This window comes from Bacillus sp. SIMBA_154, from assembly GCF_046536015.1.
Lineage (GTDB): Bacteria > Bacillota > Bacilli > Bacillales > Bacillaceae > Bacillus > Bacillus pumilus_P.
This window is the reverse complement of sequence record NZ_JAWJBV010000001.1, coordinates 440,083-463,531: the sequence shown is the minus strand read 5'-3', so window position 1 is coordinate 463,531 and position 23,449 is coordinate 440,083. Positions and strand designations below refer to the sequence as shown.

The window sequence follows — 23,449 nt, the reverse complement described above, 5'->3', positions numbered from 1 at the left end:
TATACCCTATCAAAAATAGGATATACATGCCAAAGCGTCAAAGCGTCACAATTCAGTCAAAATATTTTCCTTCGTCTAACTTTTTGTCTTGACGACAATTGATAAATATTGGATAATATAGGTGGAAACATGATGTAGTTTTCCTCCTTCACAGGTTCGTTCCAAGCCAAGCGAACCTGCTTTTTTTATGCAAAAAACACCTCTAAAAGAGAAGTGCAGACCGTAGACAAACCCCACCTTTACTTCAAGTAAAAGTGGGGTTTTCACATAATTATAAAAAGTTACGCTGGACATGGCGTTTTCCATGTCTAGTTGGCTAATTTTTTAAGATTCATGGCAGCGAAAGTAAGCATCGCTTGCATTGAAACTTTTTTTAGTACACGAAGTTTCGCCCAACGCATACCATGCTTTTCTTTTGCATCCGCAAAGACGCGTTCTATTATTTCTCACCGCTTTGCATAGATGTTCTTATTCATTTCAGTGAGTCTTAGGTAGTTTGGTTCATCTAGTCTTGCCAAATATGCCGATGAATTTGTTTGGTATAATTTTGACTTTGTGTACAGTTATCTAGAAAAGAACAAGTTTTACATACCTCTGAATCGGACACATATTGCTTATATCTCTCTAGTCGTTGTACGGTAAGAGAGAATTTGACGGTTTAGGCACATGTAACAATCAAAATATGCGTCCATACACGCATTCATTCTTTTTGAATAACCAGCTGCTGTTCTCAGACGAGTATAAGGCTTGACAGGTCTTATCTCTTGATCCATTAAAAACTTAGCGATGTAAGGTGTTTTATATCCAGCATCTACTGCAACTACATTTGGTTTTCCGACTTTCTTTGTCACCTTTGATACGAGCGAATCTAACATAGGACTATCATGAACATTTCCACCAGTGACCAGTGATCCAAAAATAAATCCTTTTGAATCACAAGCTGTATGAAAGGAATAAGCAAATGACTTTTCACGTTCACCTTTTACATAGTAGCCAATCTCTGATTCAGTTGTACTGACTTTGATCTCTTTTGTTTCTTCTTTATTTTGTAGGGGTAAGAGCTTTTCTCCATGTTTTTCGCGATTGATAGCCTCTATCTACAATATCCACATGAGCATCCTTTTTTTCAATGAAATCGTCATTATACAACACTTTCATACGGAATTTCCCTTCCCTTCGCATTAATGGTTAAATCTGATGCTATCTTAGCGTATACATATCAACGTTTCGATCATTATTCAGAATTATTTCATTTAAACATGAATGGATCACCTTTTTTCTGATCCATACAAACAATAACCATAAAATTCTAATTTATTTGATTATTATATATAAAAAGGTGTTTTTTCCTGTATACTTAATCAATATGAACACCATGAAAAACAGTGAAAAAAGATAGAATCTACTACATGATTCGGCACAAAATTTAATTGACTGGAGTGATTGTAATGAAAAAGGTGTCCAAAAAACAGACACCCTACAACACGATACTTCTCTCGAAGATAATTGGTTTAGTGCTTCTTACACTGTTTCTCTTTTTTATCTGGGATATGTCTAAACCCCATTTGCAGGCGACACATGGGCAAGCAAAAATTGTTGCCAACAGTGACTTCCGAGACACAAGCATCAGTCTGAAAGCAAAAGATCATTCTACAAGAACATTGGATACACATTTTAAGTCCAATCCAAACCAACAGACAACGAATAAAACGGTCTTTTTAACATTTGATGATGGTCCTTCTGCTACATCAAATCAGCTGTTAAATGTATTAAAAGCACATCACGTGAAGGCGACATTCTTCATGCTTGGACCGCAAATCCAAGCACACCAAGCAGCTGTGAAAAGACTTTATCAAGAAGGACATCAATTAGGGCTTCATGGCATGACGCATGATATAAACCGCTTTTATCAGAACAGTGAGTCTCCCGCAAATGAAATGAGAGAAGCTCAGCGCATTCTTGCTTCTGTTACAGGTGTTTACACCCGTCTTGTGAGAACACCCTATGGCAGTGTTCCAAATTTAACATATCATCAAAAAGTACGTTTAAACCAAAATGGCTTTATTTACTGGGATTGGACGATTGATAGCCTTGACTGGAGATATAAAAACTCACAATATGTTCCAGAGGTATTGAATCAACTGCAAATGTTTGAGAAAAATAAACCATGGGAACCAAAAGTTATTTTAATGCATGATCAACCCTCTACCACAAACTATTTAGATAGCCTGATTACACAGCTAAAAGCAAGGGGCTATACATTTGCAGTCATTAACGAAACAATGCAGCCGGTACAACATTAATAGCACTAATCACAACAAGCCCGTATCCAAAAGATGCGGGCTTTCAACTCCAAGAGAAGTGTTTACACAACAGATTTCTTAGGCTCTTCCATCAGGTCCTGCCCGGTTTCTTTTTTAAAAGGAATCATGTGATAAATAATATGAAGCAAAATAGCGATAAAGCTGCCGGCCACGATGCCATTACTTGTTAATAATTTGATTGATTCTGGCAGATGCTCAAACATTTGCGGCACAACGGTGACACCTAAGCCGATCCCAACTGAGCAAGCAACAATCAGTAGGTTTTCCTGTTTGGCAAAATCCACACGCGAGAGCATTTTAATACCGTAGGCAATGACCATCCCAAACATGGCAACCATTGCGCCGCCAAGAACCGATTTTGGGATAATCGTTGTAAATGCAGCGATTTTAGGAAAAAGACCGAATATCATTAACAATGCCCCTGTCACAACAATGACCTGGTTTTTCTTGACACCTGTTAACTGAATCAACCCAACGTTTTGTGAGTAGGCTGTGTACGGAAAGGCATTGAAGATACCGCCTAATAACACAGCAATCCCTTCTGCACGGTAGCCCTTTGCTAAATCCTTCTCCTTTAATGAGCGATTCGTTAAATCTCCTAGCGCGAAATAAACACCTGTTGATTCAACTAAAGACACGACGGCAACTAAAGTCATGGTCATGATTGGCGCAAATTCGAAGGTAGGCATGCCAAAATAAAAAGGTTCAATCATGCGGAAAACTTGTGCATTTGCTACTTCGGCCGTTTCCACTTTTCCTAGCAGGGCTGCGACTGCTGTCCCAAGTAGAATGCCGATTAAAATAGCGATAGCTTTCATAAATCCCTTTGTGAATCTATAGAGCAAAACAATGATAAACAGCACAAGGAAAGCAAGCCCTAGATTTTCAAAAGAACCATAATCTGCACTTCCTTCCCCTCCTGCCATATTGTTCATCGCTACCGGAATGAGGGTAATTCCAATAATGGTGACGACAGATATAGCTTGAGTACAACAATGAATACACTTTAATTATAATAAACTTTTACACTCAACTCAGGCTGTTTTCCATCTTCATCTTTAACTTTATATGACACATGGCTAATAAGTTTTTTGAGAATTATATTGATCTCTGACTCTGACATTCCCTGATCTGATTCTAGCAATGCCTGAACATCTTCTTTTTGCCATAGGTAAGTTCTTTTTTCTAATGCCTTTTCTTTTTGATATTCAACTGATGAATATAATTCACTGAGCTCTTTTTCAGATTTTATTAAATTTTCTTGTGCTTTTTCTAATTTTTCTTTGTACTCATTTTTGTCTAAATCACCGTCTAAGTAGAGTTCTTTTAACCGATCAATTCTTCCTCTCAGTTTTTTAATCGCTTTTTCTTTTAATTCAATTAACTGCCCCGAAAAAGTAGCTTGTTCGTCAGTTTTAGTATTCTCATTCCTTTTGAATAATTCAGAGCTATACTGTTTCATTTCTTGTAGTATCGCTCGGTATAAAATGTCTTCATTTATCCCTTTTGTTGTATCACACATTGGTTCACGAGCTGTCGATCTTCTGAGACACTTTCTTACGTGTTTTTGTCTTCCTTTTGGCTGATCTATACTTTGAACTTTCAAACAATAAGGACATCTAACTATTCCTGAAAGTCTGTTAGTGTTCATGTTCAAACGTCTTCCAGCCTCTGGATATGTCCTTAGTTTTGATAGTCGTTCTACAATTTTTATATGCTCTTCCTCTGTTTTGGTTGGCTGATGAATACCTTTGTTCTGTTCATCTTTTCCATACCAGACAAATCCTCTATGAAAATCATTTATCAAAAGATAGGTTACCACTTCTCCATACCACATTTTCCCTCTACTAGAAGGAGGCGGGATTTCCAATTGATTCAGTCTATCTGCAATTGCCATGGAAGACATTTCTTCATTAAGAAACCAATCAATCATCATACGATAAATTTTTATTTTTTCTTCATCAACCTTTGCCTTCTTGTCATTCTTGTCCCATTTAAACCCGTATGGAACAGATCCAGAATGCGGTCTTCCCTCTTTGACAGCACCTTTTCGACCATTTAACAGCCTTCTCTTAATAGCTCTATATTCATTTCTAGCAATAACCAATTCGAACTCTGAGAGCATTTCATCACTCTCATTGGACATATTATATATTTTTTGAGGAGTTATGAGTAGAGTGTTGCTTTCTTTAAAGGCTTCCATGATACGTCCTGAATCTATCTGTGATCCCCTGGAAAGTCTATCGTTCGCAATTACACACACAACATCAAATTCACCTGATCTGATTCTAGGCAACAATCTAGAAAAAATAGGCCTATTATCAATAGAATCAGAAGAGACAACTTCTTCGAACCACTCTACATCTGTAAAACTGTATCTATTTAAGAGTGCTTTTAGTTGATCCCTATGTTTCAGTAAAGTATCTTCTGTGTCTGGGTCTTCTCTTGATTTTCTTGAATAGACTGCCACTTTTGAATTTTCATCAATGTTCATATTTAATCACCACACATTTTTATTATTAGTTGTAAATATTATAACAAAAATAAAGACAGAGACTTATCCTGATCCCTGTCAATAATATGCATCACCTCCTTGAAATTAAATTCTCGCACATCTTATTTATGTAGTATGTATAATTCACTTTCTTCTTCATCCACCTTACCTCTGTTCCGATCTCTTCACAGATGCCAATAGGTATGCTGGCTTTATTAACCTTGCTTATGTATGTATGTGCTAATTGTTTTTGAGCTATATTCTTATATGTAAGAAAGTCTTTAATGTGTACAAAGAAAGTTCTATTCTCATGCTCTCTAAAGTTAAACAGAAAACCAGGTAACACTCCTTCATATTTAGAAGCTACCTCTAAATGTTTTATCTGCTGTGCTTTAATGATACTTTCTGAGAACGAAACGTACCCTTTTTTCGTTGATTTTAATTCTAGTGGAAACAAATGCCCCTTAGCGAAAAGAATACAATCATATTTATTTTTCGATATTCCAAAATTTCGTTTCAAAGCCATTGGATTTACATCTTTAATTCGATAAAAAAACAAACCCTGATCTTTTGCTGATTGTTGAATATTTGCTTCAAAAACTTTTCCCAAGTTTGTGCTCAATAAACCAATCCTTTCTTTGTGTTTAATAACTAAATGGGGTATTCTATGATTATCAATATCTAGGAGAGTGTTCCCATTGACTAAACTGATCAACCAACACAATGAACTAACTGAATATCTAAAATCCAATGGTTATACAGTAAAATTTCATGTGGATATGTCTGAAAATCATTTATTCGAAAAACACTATGCTGTTTACAATGAAACAGAGTCTAAAAGTGCAGAGCTCGTATTCAAAGCAAATGCTAAAACAAATGAAGTTGAATACTCTTTCGTTGATAACAACCAGTACCCTGATTTAGTTAAAGAAGTGAATAATCTAATTAAAAATTTTAAATCTTCATGATATACACCCTTGTCCTATGACAGGGGTTTAAAATTTCAATTCGATTACATCTCCTTCGATAAACTTCACATACTTCTTATCAAACTTATACCTATCTCCTAAAACAGTATTCTCCAAATCAATCAAGTCTAAGTGGAGCAACTCTTTACCGTTTACATCCTCAGCAAGAATATAGTCACTTGAATCAAATTCAGTTTTGTACCAAATGGCAGTTAAATTTGTTTCGATGTTGAGTTTATTTGTTAAGTACATGTAAGCATCCTGTGATGTATTGTCTGTAACATCTCTAATTTCTTCATCATCAATGTTGTTGATAACAATTAAGTTGTTTGATTTCTCATTATAAAAATAAGCAAAATCACCTCCTTGATTTTTTAATTGATAAGCGCCTTTTAAGTTATGTAAGTTAAGCATATGTATTTACGTATCTCCCTTTTTCATTGTTGGACAAGTCTCTTGCTTCTTGCATTAATTCTTCGTTATTGTTACTTAGACTGATGCCTAGACGGTTTACTTTTGAAAAATCATTGTTATGTATCGCTTCTTCAATTGATTCCATTTGTTTTTTCATTTTGCTGTGCAGCTCAACCAAACTATTTTCTTCTATTATTTAACTCCCCTTTCATAAGCGCATTGTCTACATGCTGGCCTATAATCGTTCCCAACTTTAACTTGAGTATTTGAATCATTAGAAACTTCAAGTGAAACCCAAGCGTCATCGCCACAAAAAGCACAAACTGCATGATGTTTAGTCACATGATCTGCTTTGGCCATTAAGTACGGTACAATTCCAAATGGCTTACCATATCTGTCCATGTCTAATCCTGCAACAAACACTTTCTTCCCTTGTTCGATTAGTTTCTCAATGTGAGTGATCATTTGATCTGGGAAAAATTGAACTTCATCAATGCAAACAACATCAGCTTCAAACAAATCTAGGGGTATACCAACCTTGTTTTCATCTGTTATTTGTATGTTTAACGCCTCAACTTTCTTACCATCATGTGTCACAATGAAGTCTTCTGAGTATCTGTTATCTATGGACGGTTTGAGAAACACCACTTTCTTTCCAGCTAACATGAATCGTTTCCCGTGACGCTGCAACGCTGTTGATTTCTCAGCAAACATACTTCCTACATCAATTGTTAATGATCCTACTGTTATGATTCATCACCTCCTCCAAGAATGAGTTGTCTATATCTCTTATAATCTTCTTCACTATTAAACGAAAATACTGGAGTTTTGCCCTTTTGAAAAGAAATTCTACCGCCAACTTGAGATAGGTACGCTTGTTTTAATGCATCCTGTTCAAACGGAATTCTAATAGTCATATGTAATTTCTCCTTTCAATATAAAAAGTGCTTGATTTATGTAGTAAATATGAATACTTATTTCTGGTTAAAAGACCGATTTTATCTAGAACTTTTAAGTTGTATAACAATACCACACATAATAATTAAATATCCAAGACCAATTAAAGGCACAAAAATGACTGCCCAGCTTGTTTTATCGTGCCCCCATCCATTTGTTCTTGCCCATCTAACTAAGCAAAACTTAATTAGAGTGGTTAATATGTAATAAATTATTGCAATGAGTATCATTGGAACAATCCTCCCCAAATTACTCCAGCAGCTACTGATACAATAATCATTGAAATAAACTTAGCTACTCCAACCCAAACAGCAAACTTCATATCTCCATCTGAATCCCATTCACCTAGCACAACAAGTCCAAATGCAATTAACAAAACCCAAGCGGTAACGATCATCTACGAATCGCCGCCTTATGAGATTTCTCTAATTTCATTTCAAGTAATTCTCTTTCAGTAATAGGTATCAAAGATTTGTTTTCCTGCTCTGTTTTCGATTCTACATAGAATGTATCGTTGTATGTAATAAACTCAATAGCACCAGTAAGGTCGTATACAAACACTAAAAAATTTAAACTTTGCATTCTAATAGCATGAGTCAGGTTATTTTCTTTGATAAATTTATCCCACTTCTTAAAGTAGCTTGAACTTTTCTTAAATTGTTTGAAAATACGTCCATCTAATTCTTGTTCTTTTTTGATGAAATGCTTATCATCAATCTCATCAGCATAAGCTTCATTTATTAAAAGACCTCCATTAAAATCATATGCTGCTTTACTCGCTAAATCTTCGATCCCAACTAAACTTGAAATTTCCTCGTTCCTATCTTGCATAAATTGTCCTTTGATGAAAAATCCATATTCAAGATCTCTGTGTAAGTTAGAAGTTTGCTCCACTTTGTAATAATATTTATTCATTTTCCGTCCCCCTTTATATTTGTTATTTTTCATTTATAAACGTTGATAATAGCTGCCTACGACCACTCCATATCTTTTTTGATTTCTCTTATTCGCTGCTTATTAACTTGGTCTGTAATGACAACACCAGAATCGCTTAAAAAGTCACCTTCATCATTTTGAATACAAGTGCTTCCTCCAAACTCAATACCGTTTGCTTCAATTAATTTAATGAACTCTTCATATGTAAACTGTGTGCCGTCTTTTTTAAAGAATGTACCTTCTACATGTAATCCTTTCATTTAATCACCTTATTTTTATAATAGTTAATAAAATCATCAAACTGAATCAAGTAAACACCATAAGCTGTGTTATTCAATTTATTAATTGTCTCTTCATTAGGTTCTTCAAACCAGCTGTCAGTTCCCTGACCACGGACTTCATAGATTTGAAGTATCTCTTTTTTATGCTCAAAGAATGCCCGTTTATTTTCGAATTCACTTTCTTCATCAACCGGATTCCCCACATGATTTGTCGCATATTCCATCATTGAAGTTAGCATGTAACCTAATTCAACCTCTGAGAAGCTTAGTTGAGGTGTAGGAATTCCGTAATACATATCAGCTTCATTTAGAGATCCTCTTTCCTTAACCTCTTTAAGGATTTCTTCAAAAGCAGCACAACCTTGATGAATGATGAAATCTTTTTCCATTTCCTCTCTTCTTTTTCTTTCCTCAAAGAAACTCTTTATTTTAAGATCATCATCTTTATTCATTTAGATTCTCCTTTGTTTTAAATTGAAGTAAAAACTGTTTCACCTTTTTCGATGGATAATCACTAAGTGCAAAATCTCCAATCATTTTCAAGAAGATTTCTTCGTGGTAGGTGTCGATCCATTTTTTAAGGTCGTGTTCAGGGCTACATGGACAATTCTCTTTGTTGCAATAACGAAAATCATTAACATATCTTGTTGTATGTACGATTAATTCAAGGAAAACAACTCTTAATTCATCTTTGTCATCTCCACGATAGCCGCTCATAAAATCATTTTGATATATTTGAATTAATGCTTCTAAAACTTTTCTATCCATTAAAATAACATCCTCATTGTTTCTGGCATCTCCTTAATAACTGAAATTAATGTACCTCTCATCTCTTTGTGTTCTTGCTCCCACTCATGTTCATTTTCAATAACGAATTTATCGAACTCAATAAAGCTAACAAATCTCTCTTCTTGTGACACTCTTTCAATATTTAATTGATGTAGTGATGAAAAACCAATTGCTTTAAACCACTCAACGAAGTAACTATCGTTGCTACTTTTATCTAATAGCTCTTGTAATGTCTCCGATTGACTCACCTGAAAGTATTTATGAAGTTCACTTTTAATTAAATTAAGCCATTCCTCAAACGCATTCTGAATGTTTTTTGAGGAGCTTCTTTTGAAATCTGCGCCGTACCATGAATAGATATTCTTCATACATTTCACCCTTCTATATACTTGTTATTTGTTATTTAATAAGCAACTTCGTGGCTATAATAAGGAATACAGGCAATAAGATTAAGTTTGAGTAGAACGCTCCTGAATAGAACCCTTTCACATATTCCGATGGCAACTCTTCTTCTTTTTTAAATTTTGACTTCATTGTTTTAATCATTGATTTAACTCCTCCAATCATCATTGACTTCAATTACAGTGAGACCATTTGCATCTGTTTTTGTATTTTGTTTAGCAATCTGATACATTTTATTGAGCTTATTCAGTCTGTTAATATCTTCATTTAGCCTATTGAAAAAGGTGATTATAGTATCTCTGCTGCTTACAGGATAAATACAGTCGATTTCTGGTTCGTAAACATATAAAGCATACTCCATTCTTAAAATAAACTGCCTGTCACAGACACTGATATTTTTGATTCCTTCTCTAAGTAAGGATAGCTCATCTTTTAGAAATCGAATAATTGGTTTTTCGTAATCTGGAATCACACTTCCCAATTCTTCTATAGCAGAATCAATTGAAGATCGTTTAACATTGTATAGGTTCTCAAATGTTTGCTTAATCGTACTAAATAGTTTTATTAACAAGTCTCTAGAAGATTCATCTTTGATTCTTAAATTAATTCCCCACCATTTCAACTCATCCACCTAATCACTCCTTACTTTTAAACTTCTCTCCCGCTTGCTTTTCCCAGAGTTTAACCGCTTCATTCATCGTGTACTTATCGAATTCTTCGCAGTATAATTCTTCATTACATTCACTACAATAAGCTACCATGCTGTTTTTTACGACCACCGTTTGTCCCTTAAATGTAAGCTGCTCATCTTTTAATCTAGCAAACATCAAAACGTCTTTATCGCAGTTATTGCAATACTTAGTCACATCTTTCTTTATCTTATTGAAGTATTTATGAACGCTTTCCATAAATCACATCTCCTTTAAATAAAATCAACGTTTTAAACTAAGGGGCAGTAGCCCCTACAGTCTTTTAAACCCTTTACTTGCAATGTCATCTATTACCCTTTGATGATACTCTGGATCATCCTCTAGAGAGTCATAAACAATCTTAGTGTTAATTGATGCAGCCCATGTGAGATCCAATGCATCTTGATTACTTACCAAAATGAGTTTCTTTACTTTCACACGATCGAGTAAATTAGATATAGCTTCTGTTCTTAGTTTTTCAGCGCTCATAGGTTTAAGTGGATATATAACCGCTGTATGGATTGGATCACCGTGCTTGCCCCATGTTCTTTCTTTTAAGGTATCTACATAAATGTTATTAAGACTTCCACGATACGCTACACCTGTTTTAAGTTTTGTTGATGACTTTAAGAATCTTGATGCGTTTTCTAGTGTGTAGGTTCTGAAAAGAATATTCTCAGAAAACAAGTGCTCGCATAACACATTCATAACTAGGTCTATCTTTTGATGCATATGAGTACCTGTGACAATCGCAACCCTTTCATCAGACTTCAAAAAATCAATAATCTTCTCTTCAGCTTGTTCTCTTCCATTCATAGTATCAGCCTCCATAATTTGCTACATAAATAGTATAGAGTTGATTCGTATTAAATTAACAGCTAAATGTTGTTTTGTTCGAATTTAATTCTGATAAACTCTTCATGTAGCCTATTAAACTCTTCTTTGTTTATGTAAGCTTTGGCATCACCTTTAAAGTCGAATAGTTTTAGAAACTCTTTGTTGATTCTTACTGCCTTCATGGCCATAGATGAGCTGACCCACTCTGATTGCTCTGTCAGCTGCAATACTTCACTTAATTCAAATAGTCTCTCTAATGCCAATGGATTTTGATTTGTTTTAATATGTAGCAGGTCTCTTTTTTTCTCTAAGATGTCCGATTTAAGCTTGTATTTGCTTTTTTCTAACTCATTTAATTCTTGATGTGATTCAGTCTTTATATCACACACCTCCTACAAGACTTTGTTTAAAATTCAGATTTTATGTAGTTTAAATAGCTTTTAAATGATTCTTCTTAGATTCAGATTTCCACTTGATCAAGTTGTTATTTGTTTTATTGATACGGCGCTTGGCATTTTCAATTGTTTTGATTTCTTTTTCATCAACACTCAGCAAGGACTTTCCGAGTGTATCTCTAATCATACGAAGTTTGTCGTATTCACATTTGACTTTTCTTCTTTCAATAAGAATTGCTTGCCCTCTTTTAGATAGGCTCCATCCTTCACAGGCATTGAATACTGCAACTTCTAAGTCATGATAAAACTCACTGAGTTCTTTATCTGTTCTGCTAACTTCTTTTCTATAGAATTCAATGTCCTTATCGATCTTTTTCTTGATTTCATTTAGTTCGTTTACTTTCACTTCAATTTCTTTTATGTATTTAGTTGCTTTACACATTCAATCATCCCCCTTTTTAAATTAAAAAAGATAAACCGATTTGGCTTATCTTTATAATATATGTAATTTGTATTTTAGTCAATATAAATTATATGTTATTTGCATTTTTATAATGGATGAAACTGTACCCAACAGGTCTCCCTTTGTCTCTGTAGTGATGTTCACTACTATTTCTTAACCAGTTGTCATTAAGACTAGGAAAATATGAGTCTGCTTCAGACATATCATGAAACATTGTTAAATAAACATTGCTTGCATGATTAAGGAACTGTTTGTATATCTCACTGCCTCCTATAACCATAACTTCATCTCCATAATTAGCTTGCCCGTTAATTAATTTCAATACCTCATCAATTGAATGATAAACAAATGTGCCTGGTAAGGATTTATATGTCTTATCCTTTGTTAAAACAACATTTGTTCTGTTAGAAAGTGGCTTGCCGTTAATCTTAATAATTGATTCATATGTTTTTCGTCCCTGTATGCATAGCTTACCTTCAGTTAATTCTTTAAACCTTTTCATGTCTTCTTTAACAGAAAACATGAGTTTTCCATTTAATCCAATACCCATGTTCATGTCACATGCTGCTATTAAACTGATCAAATTGCTACATCTCCTTTGATCAATGGATGGTGGTCATATTCGATCACTTCAAAGTCTTCTAAGCTATACTCAAAGATTGACTCAGGCTTACGTTTAACATTAAGCTTTGGTGCTTGATATGGAGATCGAGCTAGTTGTTCTTTAATTTGATCTAAATGATTGTGATAAATATGAGCTACACCAATTGTGTGTTTCATGATACCTGGCTTTAGATCACATTGTTGAGCAATCATGGTCAATAGCGTTGCATATGAAGCGATGTTGACAGGAACACCTAGAAACATGTCTCCTGAACGTTGATAGTGATACATATGAAGGTAATCACCTTCTACATAGAATTGAACAACTGTACTGTGACAACATGGTAAAGCCGTATCTTCCCATTGCATCTCTGGAGCATTCCATCCAGTGAATAAGATACGTCTACTTGTTGGGTTATTTTTAATTTGATCAATCACATATTTAATTTGATTGAAAATGTTCCCACGACCGTCTTCCCACCTAGTCCACTGTTTTCCGTAGATGTTCGGTAACTGACCAACTTCATTCGCCCATTCTTTCCAAAACTTGATACCATACTTCTCTTCTAACTCTTTATTGGATGTTGAACCACTTAAAAACCATAGCAACTCTCCAAAGACTCCTCTAGTAAACATCTTCTTAGTTGTAACCAAAGGAAACCCTTCAGACAGATTAAATTCCATTGTCTCTCCAAAAAGGCTTCTCATACCTGTTTCCGTTCTGTCTCCAGTGTCATGACCATATGCATAGATTTTTTGTAATAAATTTAAGTACTCTTTTTCCAATATATCTCTCCTTAAGTTATAATAGATTCATAATAAAACAAGGCGGTGCTTTCCATAGCTAAAACAAGTAACAAATCCATTTCTTATCCTGAGTATGTAATTGAAAAAAACTGTGATTGCCACTCATTTGTAAGTCAGCAAGGAAAAACGATTAATGTTAGAACATCATTAGTCATAAAAACTGATAAAGATACTAATAAGGTAATAACCTATATTCTTAAAAATCCTAGTAAAGCTAATGAGCATGAATCAGACCTCACCATAAATAAAATAATAGCCGCAGCTTACAAACAAGATGCATCCAAAATTTTTATCTTTAATGTACTTCCATTTTATTTAACTGATTCAAATCAACTTATATCTTATGTGAAAAAACTTATGAAAAACGACAAAAGCGAATATGATACCGTTGTATTTAAAAACTTAGACGTAATTAAGAATTACTTAGCTACAAGGTCAGAAGATGAATTTGTTTGTGCCTGGGGATCGAATACAACAGATGAAGGTAATCTTAACAATATAATTAGTGCAATAAAACAATACCGTGTACAAGTTAAAAAAATTAAACTAGTAGATGACTTTCCAGTTCATCCTCAAGGCAAACCAATCGACATGGATGATCCTTTTGAACCGTTGGATTTATAAAGCTGAGCTAAACTGTCTCAGCTTTTTTCTTTGTATTAAGCATCTCAATTCTATTTCCAACGTCTTCACTTCCAACTTTCTTTAATAAAGCAGTAGCCTGTTTTATACCTTCTAGTGCTCCATCTCCAATTGAATCAAACTCTCTAATCATGTTTTCCAATGCTTTCATTTTCATTTCTGGATCATCGTCCATTAGGTCATACACTTTCATTTGTTTATCTATCTTTGCTAATGAATTATGTAATGTGTCAATTTTAATCAAGTTCTCTACCTCTTTTCCTTAAACACTTATTTAGGGTTAAATCTGTTGCAAGTCCTAGTAATACTATTGCTGATGGGATTGTTACTGCATAATGAAGTATTTTTAAACAAGGGAGAAGCACAAGAAGCAGAGATACTAAAATACATGTTTTTATGATTATGCACTCAAATTTTACCAGTTCCTTTAAATCTTTGTGTATAGCTATTCCTCCTCCTTAATCAGCAAAAACAAATCTTCAATAAACTCGTAAGCATTCTCAATGACTCCGTCTGTTTGATATATTGCTTCTTCACATTCGATCCCGTTTTCTTCCATAAATCTTTTCACACGTTTCAAAACAGTCTCTTGCATAATTTCCTCCCTTTTGTTTAAAAGTCTTCTTTTATTGGAAATCCTGTTGTTCCGATGGATATCATTACCTTTAATTTCTTTCATTTGATATAATCAAATTATTAATACTATTCATAAAAAGGCGGTAGATCAGATGAAAGTTGCAAAAGTTATCACTGAGAAGAACAATATTGAAGGTACTATCTACGAAGCAGGTTTTGACGAGAAAAGTCACTTTAACTATCTCTATGAACCAGAAAAGAAAATACTTCATATATACGATGATAGATCGCACTTTAGTACCAGTGCCGTAAACTCAGTTAATGAAATTGTTGCTGAGATTGACAAAATCATCACAGGAGAGGTCAAGGGATTAAACAAATTCACTCAAAATTTCATCTCTCTTTTTTCTAAGCAGGAGCCTGTAAAAATTATTATCTATACTGAAGCTGGAGACCTTGGAGGATCAGGTACAAATAACTTCGGTGACCCGTTACGCATACAAGCCTATGACCTACAAAATAAAGATTACACAGGATACACGAAAGACGAACTTCATCCCAACTTTGCGTATATTCATTCAGTTGTAGAACCAAACTAAACAAATCACTTGGCTGTGATACCCCACAGTATAAAATCTTCAGAAATCACACCATGCACGCAGCCAAGTGTTACTATTATTTAGTACCCGTTGATCCATGTCCTCCACGATCATCGTTACCTAGATAATCTACTTCAATCAATTCAACCTCTGGCATTTTCTCAATGATTCTAAATTGACAGATACGCACACCTTTCTTAATTTCTGTGTCTCGTAGAGCGTAAGCTGGTAGGAACCAGAAATCATTGTCTCCTTTGAATGATTCATCAATAACTCCTTTGGAGTTTGTTTGAATGATCCCAAAGTGTTTAAAAGTGCTTCCCCGTGGGACAACGTGTGCTTCATACCCTTCTGGTAGCTCCATCGCAACTCCTAATGGAATAAGTTTAAATTCGTCTTTGCTCATTAGAATATCCTCAGCTGCACGAAGATCAATCCAGTCTCCTTTTTCAATTTTGCTGATTCTTGTTTGTGTCTCGTCTAGATATTTGATTTTAATTTGCATTATGTCGTTTCATTCCTTTGTGATATTTGTTATTTATCTTTTCTTATTTCGAATCTTTTTACGTTTTTCCCACTCATCTCTGAATTCCTTATATTCTTTACTGACTTTAAACTTTACATAGAGTTCATCCAAGGGCGGATGTTCTTTTCCTCCAAAATCAGTTAAATCAAATTTTCTTTCCTCACATAGTGTGATCTGCTTTTCTCGGCTTCCGTCTTTTTGTTCCCACACTAAGAAAGCATCGAGTTTAGATTGAGAGACTAAATAAAATAACCTCTCAAATGTAGTTTTTATATCTAAATCCAAACTGTTCATTATCGTTTCACCATTAAACATGTTTTCTGCCAGGTAGTCTATATTCTCATTGATTAAATCATCGATTAGCCACTTATACATTACTGACTTCTTTTTTAATATATTCATAGCAATTACGACATTTATATCTTGTCTTGTCCCATGACCATGAATCAACTAGGTAGGTATCTTCATGGGGGCATACAGCGTTTAATTTCTTTCTGATCTCATTTTTTACCGTCCCTAGCCGACTTATCTCTTTCTCAATGGCTGTTAGTTCATTTTTTAGTTCTTCATGAGTTTTAATTTGACTCACTCCTTGCAAGCTCTCAGAAAGTTTTTTAATAGCTTCTTGACCAAGTTTAGTGAACATATCGTGCCTAATGATTACATTTGAACCTAGCAAGTCTCTAACAGTCCATTTTGACTTTTCACCAATAGTGTTAAACCAAGTAATGTCGGAAGAGTTCCACCTATTTTTTAAAATCACTTTCTGTCCTCCAACTTCAATCGCCCCAATTGAAACGATTTCAAGCAAGTGCTTATGTTTTAAGTGGCCTCTTATAGTATCGATTAGATCTGATTGTGTTGTTGTTAATTCACTTTGTCTGATAACGTGCATAATTCATCTCTCCTTTTAATTCTCAATAAAATTACCATTTCATACAGACTACATGACGATTTTTCATTGACCCCAATTAGATTCTTTTGTTAAGTTATATCACCAAAGACAAAATCCTCATCTTTAAGTGCTTCAACAGTTGCTTTCTTATAACTAACACCCTTCATTGAGAAGAAGTCTTGTGACTTTGTTTTTGTATTGAGTCCGTTCAATACAATTGGATTGATCTCTTCTTCTTCAAAGTAAGGGGCAAATCCAAGGTTCATTAACGCTTTATTGGCATTGTAACGAATGAACTTTTTCACATCACTTGATAGTCCTACTTGATCGTATACATCTTCTGTATAGTCGCATTCATTTTCATATAGAGCACTCAATAGATTGATTGTCCACTTATGTAATTCATCTTGTACATTGGCAGGTTGCTTATTATAAATCTCCTGAGCTAGCAGCCCGACATATACTCCATGAATAGCCTCATCTCTTAAAATTAAGTTGATAATTTCCCCTGATTGCATCAACTTACCTTGACCATAAAAGTAGAGTGGGTAATAAAAGCCGCTATAGAACAGAAAGCTTTCCAGCATCACTGATGCCACCATTCCCTTGTAAAGGGAAATGGGATCACCTTTCATAATATTTCTATATTCAGATATAATCAGGTCTGCCTTCTTCTGAAGATATTTGTTATTTTTAGTCCATTCAAACACTTCATTGATCGTTTCAGTTGGTGCGAGTGTCATGAAGATATTTGAGTATGATTTCGCATGTACCGCATTTTCCATCATCGCCATAAAGTTTAATACCGCTTTACGCTGATGGCCTTCTACATGTTCAGCCACAATCGGCATCCCTGTATTTCCTTGTTCTGTATCAAGCAAAGTCAGTCCAGCAAGTACCTTCATATACGTATCTCGCTCTTTTTCACCAACCGTTCTCCAAGCTAACAAGTCTCCTTGTAATGAGATTTCCTCAGGAAGCCAGAACTGCTTCACATTTTGGTTGTAAAACATTTGTGTAAAATCGTCTTCGTGTTTTGACCAATCTGCAGCTGTGTATGTTGAATTTTTGTTTAAATTTGTTATTTTTTACTCCTCCAGACAAAAAAATTAAAAAAGTTTGGTTTCAGTACTTGTAAAACACCTACATTTGTTGCCCCTATATACGAGGTGGTCTTTAAGCCTCAAAAAAATAATAGAGGTGACTAATATTGAGTGGAAAAACAATAGTTGAGATGGTAGAGATAGTTTTTGAATTAGGGTTAATTGCACTTACAAGTAACAACTTTAATCAGTTCATGCTACAGACATCTGTAGCTTTTTTTATTAGGTTTGGTTTCGGGTATATAAAAAAAGAGGATTAAACAACGCAGCTAAGGCAGCCCTCTTGTGTTGTATCCTTAGTTCTTGCATAGTAAAGTGTTTTGATACCTTTGTGATGTGCATATAGATCAATTCTATTCAAATCTCGTGTTGTCATAGTGTCTTTGAGGAACAATGTAAACGAGATACCTTGATCAACATGAGTTTGAATAGTTGAAATTAAATCAATAACCTTAAACATATCCATATCATAAGCTTCTTTATATAAGAACCAATTGTTCGGAGACAGTCCAGGCATAGGATAATAAGTCTTACTGTTTCCGTAGGTTCTTTCCTCAATTCTTTCCATGATAGGCATTACGCCTGCGGTAGATGACTGTACATATGAAATGCTTCCAGTAGGTGCTACGGCTTGTCTGTAACTATGATAAAGTCCATATTTCTGTACATCACTCTTTAATTGCTTCCAATCTTCAATCGAAGGAATATGCTGATCTTTGAAAAGTTTCGCTACCTTATCAAGCATCGGTGAATAATCAATACTTAAATACTTATCAAAAAAGCTTCCTGATTTATATGTAGATCCTTCAAACATGTAATATGTTTCTCCAGTCTCTTTAGCGATTTCCATTGAACGCTTCAGAGAATAATAGTTGATCATCATAAAGTATGTATTAGCAAAATCAATTGCTGCTTCTGATTCATAAGGGATACCGTTTTGAGCTAGATATCCATGTAGATTCATCTGACCTAAACCAATTGATTTCATTGTTTTATTAGCTTTATTAACTGCTGGAGCATTAACAATATTAGTGGCATCAGAAATTCTTGTAAGAGCATCTACTGCAGTTCTAACTGTCTTCTCGATTGATTGGTTATTCATAACATTTAAGATGTTCATTGAGCCTAAATTACATGAAATATCGAGGCCGATTTCATCTTCTTGGTCGTAGTCAGTATACTTTGACACTTTAGAGGACTGAATCACCTCGCTGCAAAGATTGGAAAATTTAACCTGCGATATTTGGTTATTCGCATGAACCTTGTTTACGTTATCCTGGAACATAATGTATGGATACCCTGATTCATATCTAAGGATGGCCAGTTTCTCAAGAAGCTTCCGAGCACTTCCTTTAGCTTTTCTGACATTGGGATTGTTCACTAACTCATCGTACATTTCATTGATGTTCATCTCGTCTAAATGTTGCCCATATACTTTATAGACTGAATGAGGATAGAACATATAGTAATCTTTATCTTCTCTGGCCAATTCGATGAATTTGTCAGGAACAACTACTCCAATTGATAAAGTTTTAGCTCTTACATCTTCATCTGCTGATATTTTTTTTGTATCTAATACATCATTGATATCTGGGTGAAATACTGTTAAATATGTTGCTCCACTTCCAGTACGACTACCCATCTGATCTGCATATCTAAAAGCATTATCGAGAAGTTTCATAACTCCTACAACACCCTTTGTTACATTCTCTATATCTTTAATATCTTCACCTTTAGCTCTAATCTTACTTAAATTGAGTGCTACTCCACCGCCTAGTTTAGAAAGCTGCATGGAAATATCGATAGCTCTAGAGATGTCATTCAAGCTATCCCCGACTTCAATTAAGAAGCAGCTAACCATTTCACCTCTACGTTTTCTCCCAGCATTCATAAATGTAGGAGTTGCCGGTTGATACTCTTGCTTGATCATTGATTCAACATACCCAATCGCTTTATCAGTATTTCCCTTAGCCAAATACAATGCAACAATAGAGATACGATCTTCGTAACGCTCTAAAATTTTCATCTTATCGTTAGTCTTGAGAGCATAGTCGTTGTAAAACTTAAACGCACTCATGAATGATGGGAATCTAAATTTAAAACCGTAAGCAAACTTGAATACTTTTTTGATATCCTCTTTGCTGTATAGACTTAAAAATTCTTCTTCGTAATAATCATGTTCCTTTAAATAATCCAATTTCTCCTCAAGATTATGAAAGAAAACCATATTCTGATTAACGTAATCGATAAAGTAACTCTTTACAGCTTCCTTGTCTTTTTCAAATTGAAACTTTCCTTCCTTCTGAATCATGATCTCGTTATTTAATTGAATCCACTTAGGTATATTGTTTGTGCTGATTGTCAATAAATTTAACCTCCTGTAAGAACTTAGCTACATCAGAATCTGTTCCAGCCAATTCAAATTTAAGTAAGATTGGAACACTGTATTGGTTTGCTATTTTATCTGCAGCAAGCCCAAAATTATTCCCCCAATTCTTATTTCCGCTAGAACAAATTCCTCTTAGCATATCCTTGTTGTTATGTATGAATATCTGAGTTAACTTTGGCACCTCACCAAATCCGATTGTGTATGTAATATGTATGAATGGTTCAGTAATCAACATGTCCTCAGTTATTTTCTTAACTTTATAATATTTGTTATTTGTAATTTTATCAACGAATCGTTGAACGTTTCCAGTCAAACTATCATAAGTGATTAACATCAAAGAGTGCTTTTACCTGATAACAATTGAGCTGTTAACATTTCTGCACGATTAGTTGCATTATGACCTGCATTCGCTTCTTCTAGATTAATCTGACCCATTTCTTCATATCCTTTGGCCATTTCCTCATAAAAAGAGGTAGATTTAACTTTTTCAACTTCAGTGTATTTAGCAATGTACTTTTTTGGTACCGTATACTGCTCACCAAATTGATTTGTTGCAAGCATCTCTCCAGCTACAGCAAGAAACGCAGTCCCGTCTGGATTATGTATAGGCGTATCTGTTTTAACTTCTTCTAAGCTAACCAAGTGTCTTTCATTAACATATAATTTTTTAACAGCTCCCATTGCCATTGTATTTCCCCCAATTTTTATTTATATGAAACTGTGATTTTATAGCAAGCTTCTATCCATTGATAACAACATTTCTTCATCGTTTGTTAGCTGTTCAAACACTTCGTTCGCAGTTAACTGCTTTCCATCATGATCAACTGTACGACTGTGACAAATTGCAGAAAATAAATCTGTTACCTCAGTAATTTCATCAGATAGATTACCGTCATCGTCAGCTACTGTATCTGTGTAAATCTCCATAGCTTTTTCTTTTGTCCTCGCTTTAATCAGTGCTCTGTAGGGCTCATTCACTTCAAAAAACTTCATAACGGGCTTATCCACTTCCAATTCATCAACATAATCGCCTTTAATTTTGACATCATCAACACCGTTTTCTAGCAAATTGTCTACAATGTCCTTTCCTAGTTTTTTTAATGTCTCCCCTTGAACAGATGCGCTTTCGTCATTAAAACCTTCATGAGCGTAACAAGTTGCTTTTATTTCAAATACCGCTGCTTTATTTTCCATAATCTATTCTCCTCTAATCTATTTTTGTGAACCTGTCTATCTCTTTTCCATCAACAATAACTTTTCCAAAGAACATCTCTTTAGGTCTTGCCCATAATACAGTACCGTCCATATCATGGTATACAGCAAGCTCTTCTTCTGTTTCTGTATGAATGACTTCTCCAACGAGTTTATAGGTTCCGCCCTTGTAGTGCTTGAAGTCGCTCATGATATGCTCAAATATTTCTATTGAATTCTCCTCCTTAAGCTTCCTCTATATTTAACACAAGCACATTTTTATATGGATCTAGTTGAATTTCATCGCTTGTTTCTTCGTCATCAATCCAAAATTCAACTCGTGTATCTCCGTAAAAATCTAGTTGATCTTGTAATGCTTTCATTACATCACTTACCTTGGGTTTACTTAGCTTTCCTTTATATTCATCATATGCCATTTAAAATTTCCTCCTTTCGCTTAAATTTTCTTATCAAGAATATCTTTAATACTCTTTAGAGTTTGCTTGTACTCACTATCCAATCCGCTTACATCAAGATTTGTTGAGATTCGATAACTTCCTGAGTTGTCATACATTGCGATGAAAGCCTCAGTGTCATTATCTTTAGCACTGAAAGTGATATCATGAAGCTCAACTTGTTCTGCATCGTTTTCTTGTTTTAGTTGTTCAATATAATCGGGCTGCATCATCTTAAACAGCTCTTTAACTGTGGTGAATTTTACTTGTTCCAATATGCTATCCTCTTTATAATCAAATGAATGAAAATAAAGATTAAATGTTATGTAACCTTCTACTGATTTTCCATGCTTAGTGTATTGCATCCTATCCTCCTCATCTGATTTCTCTTTGAAATCATCCTTTTATTTTATTTATAGCTTCATCCTTAAGATCAAGAAGTAGATGCCCTTGTTCTTCAGTGATGTTCGAATTATCCGCAATAGCCCTTATATAACCCAGTAAAAAGGCCTCTTGATAGACTCGAGGTAATCCGTTGGTGTACGCTATAAAATTATTCATATTATTCAAAATTGACTCCCAACTCTTCATAATGTCTTCCTCCTTTCTCAATGAAATAAAACTTTTATTTAAACTTTTCAGTGTTTTCGATTGGAGTGAAAGTGATGTTTCCTTCTCCTTTAATCCGCTTGGAAACAATTTTTCTTAATTCTCCATAAGAGAACCCAGATTGCACAAACTTGTAATTCATTATTTCTTTTAAAGGAATTGTCATTCCACTACCAAAAGATGATAAATCGTAACTGATATAATCAGTGATTGAAATGTTTCCATTTACGATGCTAACCTCATTGCAGTAAACTCTGAACTCGCCGTTTCTGTCTGTAATTAAAATTGCCAATTTAACACCTTCTTCTAAAATTATTTTTAGATAAACAATGAAGCAATGTATAACATAAGTAAGACAAAAGCTGATCTTGCTACACCTTTACCAAAAATTTTGAAAATCGTATCATCATCTTTCTTTTCAGAGTTTTTACTTCCTTTCACAAACACCATTAACAGAACCCCGATTACAAATGAATGTGCTAGTGAAATTTCAGGGAAGCTAAACCCATATACTTTCACAAGTGGACTTAGTACAAAATTTAAGCCGTAAAAGATTACCCCTGCATTGACTACAGCACCAGCTGCTAACATTAGTGCGGATAATAAAATTGCACCTGATCCAATAAAGAATCCATTCCAAACTTGTTTTTCTTGATTATTCATTTCATTCTCCTTTTAATATATGTAATTTGTATTTTATTTTGATGAAACTGTAGTTGGTAGCAGAAAACCAACCAGGTATCCAGCTAAAAATGCAGCTAATGACCATTTAATTAATGTTAACCAGAATTTCTTATCTAGCTTATTGATCTTTTTTGGCAATATTTATTTCCTCCTATTCATTTATCTTCTTTAATCAATCTGTCCAAAGCTTTTAAAAGCATATTAAGTGATTTCTTGTCGCCCATTTCTTTTCGATTTGCCTCGATAAAACCTACTGCTGTGATTAATTTTTCTTTCATTTCATATCCTCCATTCTCTATAAAACTTGAATTTTATTTAAATACTTCTCCCAGGATAACAAGTATAAACATTCCAACGCTGCCAACTACACCAAACCACTTTGAAGCATCTAATGACTTTATGAATAAGATATTTTTACTTA

Annotated in this window: 40 protein-coding genes and 3 pseudogenes; 4 read left to right on the top strand and 39 right to left on the bottom strand. The window is 34.4% G+C overall.

Translation table 11 applies throughout. The annotated features are described in order from the left end of the window. Positions 1-308 precede the first annotated feature (308 nt). A pseudogene (locus tag R0K30_RS02805) lies at positions 309-1,088 on the bottom strand (transposase); the annotation flags it as partial. Positions 1,089-1,448: 360 nt separating this feature from the next. Here R0K30_RS02805 and R0K30_RS02800 point away from each other — a divergent pair. Then, entirely contained in the window at positions 1,449-2,303 is an 855-nt protein-coding gene (locus R0K30_RS02800) for a polysaccharide deacetylase family protein (protein WP_099728465.1), read from the top strand. A gap of 62 nt (positions 2,304-2,365) precedes the next feature. On the opposite strand, the pseudogene R0K30_RS02795 reads toward R0K30_RS02800, so the two are convergent. The 3 genes and pseudogenes from R0K30_RS02795 to R0K30_RS02785 form a co-directional block, all read right to left on the bottom strand. Further along, positions 2,366-3,301: pseudogene (locus R0K30_RS02795) on the bottom strand (nucleobase:cation symporter-2 family protein); the annotation flags it as partial. Positions 3,302-3,330: 29 nt separating this feature from the next. Further along, positions 3,331-4,818, bottom strand: coding sequence for a recombinase family protein (locus R0K30_RS02790; RefSeq protein WP_106037327.1), 1,488 nt, complete (start codon positions 4,816-4,818; stop codon positions 3,331-3,333). A gap of 91 nt (positions 4,819-4,909) precedes the next feature. Then, positions 4,910-5,449, bottom strand: coding sequence for a PDDEXK family nuclease (locus R0K30_RS02785; protein WP_410609166.1), 540 nt, complete (start codon positions 5,447-5,449; stop codon positions 4,910-4,912). A 67-nt stretch (positions 5,450-5,516) separates the two neighbouring features. Between R0K30_RS02785 and R0K30_RS02780 the strand changes: the two genes are divergently transcribed. Continuing rightward, the gene (locus R0K30_RS02780) at positions 5,517-5,786 is read left to right on the top strand and encodes a hypothetical protein (protein ID WP_410609017.1); all 270 of its coding nucleotides are present in this window, start codon (positions 5,517-5,519) and stop codon (positions 5,784-5,786) included. Between the two features lie 27 nt (positions 5,787-5,813). On the opposite strand, the gene R0K30_RS02775 is transcribed toward R0K30_RS02780, so the two are convergent. The 17 genes from R0K30_RS02775 to R0K30_RS02695 form a co-directional block, all read right to left on the bottom strand. Continuing rightward, a complete protein-coding gene (locus R0K30_RS02775; protein ID WP_410609015.1) occupies positions 5,814-6,200 on the bottom strand; it encodes a hypothetical protein in 387 nt (128 codons plus the stop codon). Then, on the bottom strand, positions 6,193-6,378 hold the full coding sequence (locus R0K30_RS02770) for a hypothetical protein (protein ID WP_106037331.1): 186 nt from the start codon (positions 6,376-6,378) through the stop codon (positions 6,193-6,195). The genes R0K30_RS02775 and R0K30_RS02770 overlap by 8 nt, the downstream gene beginning before the upstream one ends. Before the next feature lie 14 nt (positions 6,379-6,392). After that, the gene (locus tag R0K30_RS02765; RefSeq protein WP_410609164.1) at positions 6,393-6,929 is read right to left on the bottom strand and encodes a thymidine kinase; all 537 of its coding nucleotides are present in this window, start codon (positions 6,927-6,929) and stop codon (positions 6,393-6,395) included. Positions 6,930-6,946: 17 nt separating this feature from the next. Beyond that, positions 6,947-7,117 carry a hypothetical protein gene (locus R0K30_RS02760; protein WP_169510695.1) on the bottom strand — a complete coding sequence of 57 codons (171 nt, stop codon included), beginning with the start codon at positions 7,115-7,117 and terminating at the stop codon, positions 6,947-6,949. 266 nt (positions 7,118-7,383) lie between these two features. After that, positions 7,384-7,554, bottom strand: a complete 171-nt coding sequence (locus tag R0K30_RS02755) for a hypothetical protein (RefSeq protein ID WP_410609012.1) — start codon at positions 7,552-7,554, stop codon at positions 7,384-7,386. Continuing rightward, positions 7,551-8,072, bottom strand: coding sequence for a hypothetical protein (locus R0K30_RS02750; protein WP_410609010.1), 522 nt, complete (start codon positions 8,070-8,072; stop codon positions 7,551-7,553). Before R0K30_RS02750 ends, R0K30_RS02755 begins: the two co-directional genes overlap by 4 nt. 56 nt (positions 8,073-8,128) lie before the next feature. Then, positions 8,129-8,353 carry a hypothetical protein gene (locus R0K30_RS02745; RefSeq protein WP_410609008.1) on the bottom strand — a complete coding sequence of 75 codons (225 nt, stop codon included), beginning with the start codon at positions 8,351-8,353 and terminating at the stop codon, positions 8,129-8,131. Then, entirely contained in the window at positions 8,350-8,826 is a 477-nt protein-coding gene (locus R0K30_RS02740) for a hypothetical protein (RefSeq protein ID WP_410609006.1), read from the bottom strand. The genes R0K30_RS02745 and R0K30_RS02740 overlap by 4 nt, the downstream gene beginning before the upstream one ends. Next, positions 8,819-9,142, bottom strand: coding sequence for a hypothetical protein (locus tag R0K30_RS02735; protein ID WP_340911314.1), 324 nt, complete (start codon positions 9,140-9,142; stop codon positions 8,819-8,821). Before R0K30_RS02735 ends, R0K30_RS02740 begins: the two co-directional genes overlap by 8 nt. Continuing rightward, the gene (locus tag R0K30_RS02730; RefSeq protein WP_410609004.1) at positions 9,142-9,531 is read right to left on the bottom strand and encodes a hypothetical protein; all 390 of its coding nucleotides are present in this window, start codon (positions 9,529-9,531) and stop codon (positions 9,142-9,144) included. The genes R0K30_RS02735 and R0K30_RS02730 overlap by 1 nt, the downstream gene beginning before the upstream one ends. A gap of 182 nt (positions 9,532-9,713) precedes the next feature. Then, positions 9,714-10,196: a hypothetical protein gene (locus R0K30_RS02725; RefSeq protein ID WP_410609002.1), complete on the bottom strand. Its 483-nt coding sequence runs from the start codon at positions 10,194-10,196 to the stop codon at positions 9,714-9,716. 4 nt (positions 10,197-10,200) lie between these two features. Then, complete coding sequence (locus R0K30_RS02720; protein ID WP_410609000.1) at positions 10,201-10,473, bottom strand: YgiT-type zinc finger protein; 273 nt, start codon at positions 10,471-10,473, stop codon at positions 10,201-10,203. Positions 10,474-10,527: 54 nt separating this feature from the next. After that, positions 10,528-11,070 (bottom strand): hypothetical protein, encoded by a 543-nt coding sequence (locus tag R0K30_RS02715; RefSeq protein WP_333980344.1) that lies wholly within the window; start codon positions 11,068-11,070, stop codon positions 10,528-10,530. A 62-nt stretch (positions 11,071-11,132) separates the two neighbouring features. Further along, on the bottom strand, positions 11,133-11,480 hold the full coding sequence (locus R0K30_RS02710; protein WP_410608998.1) for a hypothetical protein: 348 nt from the start codon (positions 11,478-11,480) through the stop codon (positions 11,133-11,135). 40 nt (positions 11,481-11,520) lie between these two features. After that, positions 11,521-11,928 (bottom strand): hypothetical protein, encoded by a 408-nt coding sequence (locus R0K30_RS02705; protein ID WP_340972954.1) that lies wholly within the window; start codon positions 11,926-11,928, stop codon positions 11,521-11,523. An 88-nt stretch (positions 11,929-12,016) separates the two neighbouring features. Next, positions 12,017-12,532 carry a dihydrofolate reductase gene (locus R0K30_RS02700; RefSeq protein WP_410608995.1) on the bottom strand — a complete coding sequence of 172 codons (516 nt, stop codon included), beginning with the start codon at positions 12,530-12,532 and terminating at the stop codon, positions 12,017-12,019. Next, positions 12,529-13,341: a thymidylate synthase gene (locus R0K30_RS02695; RefSeq protein WP_410609162.1), complete on the bottom strand. Its 813-nt coding sequence runs from the start codon at positions 13,339-13,341 to the stop codon at positions 12,529-12,531. Before R0K30_RS02695 ends, R0K30_RS02700 begins: the two co-directional genes overlap by 4 nt. A 42-nt stretch (positions 13,342-13,383) precedes the next feature. On the opposite strand from R0K30_RS02695, the gene R0K30_RS02690 reads away from it, so the two are divergent. Then, on the top strand, positions 13,384-13,983 hold the full coding sequence (locus R0K30_RS02690) for a DUF1643 domain-containing protein (protein WP_410608993.1): 600 nt from the start codon (positions 13,384-13,386) through the stop codon (positions 13,981-13,983). A 7-nt stretch (positions 13,984-13,990) separates the two neighbouring features. Here R0K30_RS02690 and R0K30_RS02685 read toward each other — a convergent pair whose 3' ends face one another. Beyond that, positions 13,991-14,245, bottom strand: coding sequence for a hypothetical protein (locus R0K30_RS02685; protein WP_342487267.1), 255 nt, complete (start codon positions 14,243-14,245; stop codon positions 13,991-13,993). Positions 14,246-14,446: 201 nt separating this feature from the next. Next, the gene (locus tag R0K30_RS02680) at positions 14,447-14,596 is read right to left on the bottom strand and encodes a hypothetical protein (protein WP_333980360.1); all 150 of its coding nucleotides are present in this window, start codon (positions 14,594-14,596) and stop codon (positions 14,447-14,449) included. 133 nt (positions 14,597-14,729) lie between these two features. On the opposite strand from R0K30_RS02680, the gene R0K30_RS02675 reads away from it, so the two are divergent. Further along, positions 14,730-15,176, top strand: coding sequence for a hypothetical protein (locus R0K30_RS02675; protein WP_410608990.1), 447 nt, complete (start codon positions 14,730-14,732; stop codon positions 15,174-15,176). Positions 15,177-15,252: 76 nt separating this feature from the next. Here the strand turns inward: R0K30_RS02675 and R0K30_RS02670 are convergent, their stop codons facing one another. The 16 genes and pseudogenes from R0K30_RS02670 to R0K30_RS02595 form a co-directional block, all read right to left on the bottom strand. Further along, positions 15,253-15,681, bottom strand: a complete 429-nt coding sequence (locus R0K30_RS02670; RefSeq protein ID WP_410608988.1) for a dUTP diphosphatase — start codon at positions 15,679-15,681, stop codon at positions 15,253-15,255. 33 nt (positions 15,682-15,714) lie between these two features. Next, entirely contained in the window at positions 15,715-16,077 is a 363-nt protein-coding gene (locus tag R0K30_RS02665) for a hypothetical protein (RefSeq protein WP_410608986.1), read from the bottom strand. After that, the gene (locus tag R0K30_RS02660; protein WP_410608984.1) at positions 16,070-16,597 is read right to left on the bottom strand and encodes a hypothetical protein; all 528 of its coding nucleotides are present in this window, start codon (positions 16,595-16,597) and stop codon (positions 16,070-16,072) included. Before R0K30_RS02660 ends, R0K30_RS02665 begins: the two co-directional genes overlap by 8 nt. Before the next feature lie 89 nt (positions 16,598-16,686). Then, the gene (gene nrdF, locus R0K30_RS02655) at positions 16,687-17,682 is read right to left on the bottom strand and encodes a class 1b ribonucleoside-diphosphate reductase subunit beta (protein WP_410609160.1); all 996 of its coding nucleotides are present in this window, start codon (positions 17,680-17,682) and stop codon (positions 16,687-16,689) included. A gap of 274 nt (positions 17,683-17,956) precedes the next feature. Next, positions 17,957-20,059 carry a class 1b ribonucleoside-diphosphate reductase subunit alpha gene (gene nrdE / locus R0K30_RS02650; protein ID WP_333981472.1) on the bottom strand — a complete coding sequence of 701 codons (2,103 nt, stop codon included), beginning with the start codon at positions 20,057-20,059 and terminating at the stop codon, positions 17,957-17,959. Then, entirely contained in the window at positions 20,037-20,423 is a 387-nt protein-coding gene (gene nrdI / locus R0K30_RS02645; protein ID WP_217012429.1) for a class Ib ribonucleoside-diphosphate reductase assembly flavoprotein NrdI, read from the bottom strand. Before nrdI ends, nrdE begins: the two co-directional genes overlap by 23 nt. Then, the gene (locus R0K30_RS02640) at positions 20,423-20,776 is read right to left on the bottom strand and encodes an antitoxin endoai (protein ID WP_254110813.1); all 354 of its coding nucleotides are present in this window, start codon (positions 20,774-20,776) and stop codon (positions 20,423-20,425) included. Before R0K30_RS02640 ends, nrdI begins: the two co-directional genes overlap by 1 nt. A 170-nt stretch (positions 20,777-20,946) precedes the next feature. Next, positions 20,947-21,283: pseudogene (locus R0K30_RS02635) on the bottom strand (hypothetical protein); the annotation flags it as partial. Positions 21,284-21,296: 13 nt separating this feature from the next. Next, positions 21,297-21,491 (bottom strand): DUF1653 domain-containing protein, encoded by a 195-nt coding sequence (locus R0K30_RS02630; RefSeq protein ID WP_410608981.1) that lies wholly within the window; start codon positions 21,489-21,491, stop codon positions 21,297-21,299. 34 nt (positions 21,492-21,525) lie between these two features. Beyond that, positions 21,526-21,717 (bottom strand): hypothetical protein, encoded by a 192-nt coding sequence (locus R0K30_RS02625; RefSeq protein WP_410608979.1) that lies wholly within the window; start codon positions 21,715-21,717, stop codon positions 21,526-21,528. A gap of 20 nt (positions 21,718-21,737) precedes the next feature. Then, positions 21,738-22,100: a hypothetical protein gene (locus tag R0K30_RS02620; RefSeq protein ID WP_410608977.1), complete on the bottom strand. Its 363-nt coding sequence runs from the start codon at positions 22,098-22,100 to the stop codon at positions 21,738-21,740. Between the two features lie 31 nt (positions 22,101-22,131). Continuing rightward, complete coding sequence (locus tag R0K30_RS02615) at positions 22,132-22,326, bottom strand: hypothetical protein (protein ID WP_410608975.1); 195 nt, start codon at positions 22,324-22,326, stop codon at positions 22,132-22,134. Between the two features lie 34 nt (positions 22,327-22,360). Then, the gene (locus R0K30_RS02610) at positions 22,361-22,636 is read right to left on the bottom strand and encodes a hypothetical protein (protein WP_410608973.1); all 276 of its coding nucleotides are present in this window, start codon (positions 22,634-22,636) and stop codon (positions 22,361-22,363) included. Between the two features lie 26 nt (positions 22,637-22,662). Beyond that, a complete protein-coding gene (locus tag R0K30_RS02605) occupies positions 22,663-23,007 on the bottom strand; it encodes a hypothetical protein (protein WP_217012427.1) in 345 nt (114 codons plus the stop codon). Between the two features lie 33 nt (positions 23,008-23,040). Next, entirely contained in the window at positions 23,041-23,166 is a 126-nt protein-coding gene (locus tag R0K30_RS02600) for a hypothetical protein (protein ID WP_410608971.1), read from the bottom strand. Positions 23,167-23,183: 17 nt separating this feature from the next. Then, positions 23,184-23,306, bottom strand: a complete 123-nt coding sequence (locus tag R0K30_RS02595; protein WP_302053121.1) for a hypothetical protein — start codon at positions 23,304-23,306, stop codon at positions 23,184-23,186. Positions 23,307-23,449 lie beyond the last annotated feature (143 nt).

Coding starts and splice junctions, on each gene's coding strand:
- R0K30_RS02800 (WP_099728465.1), top strand. CDS start 1,449: ATGAAAAAGGTGTCCAAAAAACAGACACCCTACAACACGATACTTCTC.
- R0K30_RS02790 (WP_106037327.1), bottom strand. CDS start 4,818: ATGAACATTGATGAAAATTCAAAAGTGGCAGTCTATTCAAGAAAATCA.
- R0K30_RS02775 (WP_410609015.1), bottom strand. CDS start 6,200: ATGCTTAACTTACATAACTTAAAAGGCGCTTATCAATTAAAAAATCAA.
- R0K30_RS02760 (WP_169510695.1), bottom strand. CDS start 7,117: ATGACTATTAGAATTCCGTTTGAACAGGATGCATTAAAACAAGCGTAC.
- R0K30_RS02755 (WP_410609012.1), bottom strand. CDS start 7,554: ATGATCGTTACCGCTTGGGTTTTGTTAATTGCATTTGGACTTGTTGTG.
- R0K30_RS02750 (WP_410609010.1), bottom strand. CDS start 8,072: ATGAATAAATATTATTACAAAGTGGAGCAAACTTCTAACTTACACAGA.
- R0K30_RS02745 (WP_410609008.1), bottom strand. CDS start 8,353: ATGAAAGGATTACATGTAGAAGGTACATTCTTTAAAAAAGACGGCACA.
- R0K30_RS02740 (WP_410609006.1), bottom strand. CDS start 8,826: ATGAATAAAGATGATGATCTTAAAATAAAGAGTTTCTTTGAGGAAAGA.
- R0K30_RS02735 (WP_340911314.1), bottom strand. CDS start 9,142: ATGGATAGAAAAGTTTTAGAAGCATTAATTCAAATATATCAAAATGAT.
- R0K30_RS02730 (WP_410609004.1), bottom strand. CDS start 9,531: ATGAAGAATATCTATTCATGGTACGGCGCAGATTTCAAAAGAAGCTCC.
- R0K30_RS02720 (WP_410609000.1), bottom strand. CDS start 10,473: ATGGAAAGCGTTCATAAATACTTCAATAAGATAAAGAAAGATGTGACT.
- R0K30_RS02715 (WP_333980344.1), bottom strand. CDS start 11,070: ATGAATGGAAGAGAACAAGCTGAAGAGAAGATTATTGATTTTTTGAAG.
- R0K30_RS02705 (WP_340972954.1), bottom strand. CDS start 11,928: ATGTGTAAAGCAACTAAATACATAAAAGAAATTGAAGTGAAAGTAAAC.
- R0K30_RS02680 (WP_333980360.1), bottom strand. CDS start 14,596: ATGCAAGAGACTGTTTTGAAACGTGTGAAAAGATTTATGGAAGAAAAC.
- R0K30_RS02675 (WP_410608990.1), top strand. CDS start 14,730: ATGAAAGTTGCAAAAGTTATCACTGAGAAGAACAATATTGAAGGTACT.
- R0K30_RS02670 (WP_410608988.1), bottom strand. CDS start 15,681: ATGCAAATTAAAATCAAATATCTAGACGAGACACAAACAAGAATCAGC.
- R0K30_RS02665 (WP_410608986.1), bottom strand. CDS start 16,077: ATGTATAAGTGGCTAATCGATGATTTAATCAATGAGAATATAGACTAC.
- R0K30_RS02660 (WP_410608984.1), bottom strand. CDS start 16,597: ATGCACGTTATCAGACAAAGTGAATTAACAACAACACAATCAGATCTA.
- nrdI (WP_217012429.1), bottom strand. CDS start 20,423: ATGTTAATCACTTATGATAGTTTGACTGGAAACGTTCAACGATTCGTT.
- R0K30_RS02640 (WP_254110813.1), bottom strand. CDS start 20,776: ATGGCAATGGGAGCTGTTAAAAAATTATATGTTAATGAAAGACACTTG.
- R0K30_RS02630 (WP_410608981.1), bottom strand. CDS start 21,491: ATGAGCGACTTCAAGCACTACAAGGGCGGAACCTATAAACTCGTTGGA.
- R0K30_RS02625 (WP_410608979.1), bottom strand. CDS start 21,717: ATGGCATATGATGAATATAAAGGAAAGCTAAGTAAACCCAAGGTAAGT.
- R0K30_RS02620 (WP_410608977.1), bottom strand. CDS start 22,100: ATGCAATACACTAAGCATGGAAAATCAGTAGAAGGTTACATAACATTT.
- R0K30_RS02615 (WP_410608975.1), bottom strand. CDS start 22,326: ATGAAGAGTTGGGAGTCAATTTTGAATAATATGAATAATTTTATAGCG.
- R0K30_RS02605 (WP_217012427.1), bottom strand. CDS start 23,007: ATGAATAATCAAGAAAAACAAGTTTGGAATGGATTCTTTATTGGATCA.
- R0K30_RS02595 (WP_302053121.1), bottom strand. CDS start 23,306: ATGAAAGAAAAATTAATCACAGCAGTAGGTTTTATCGAGGCAAATCGA.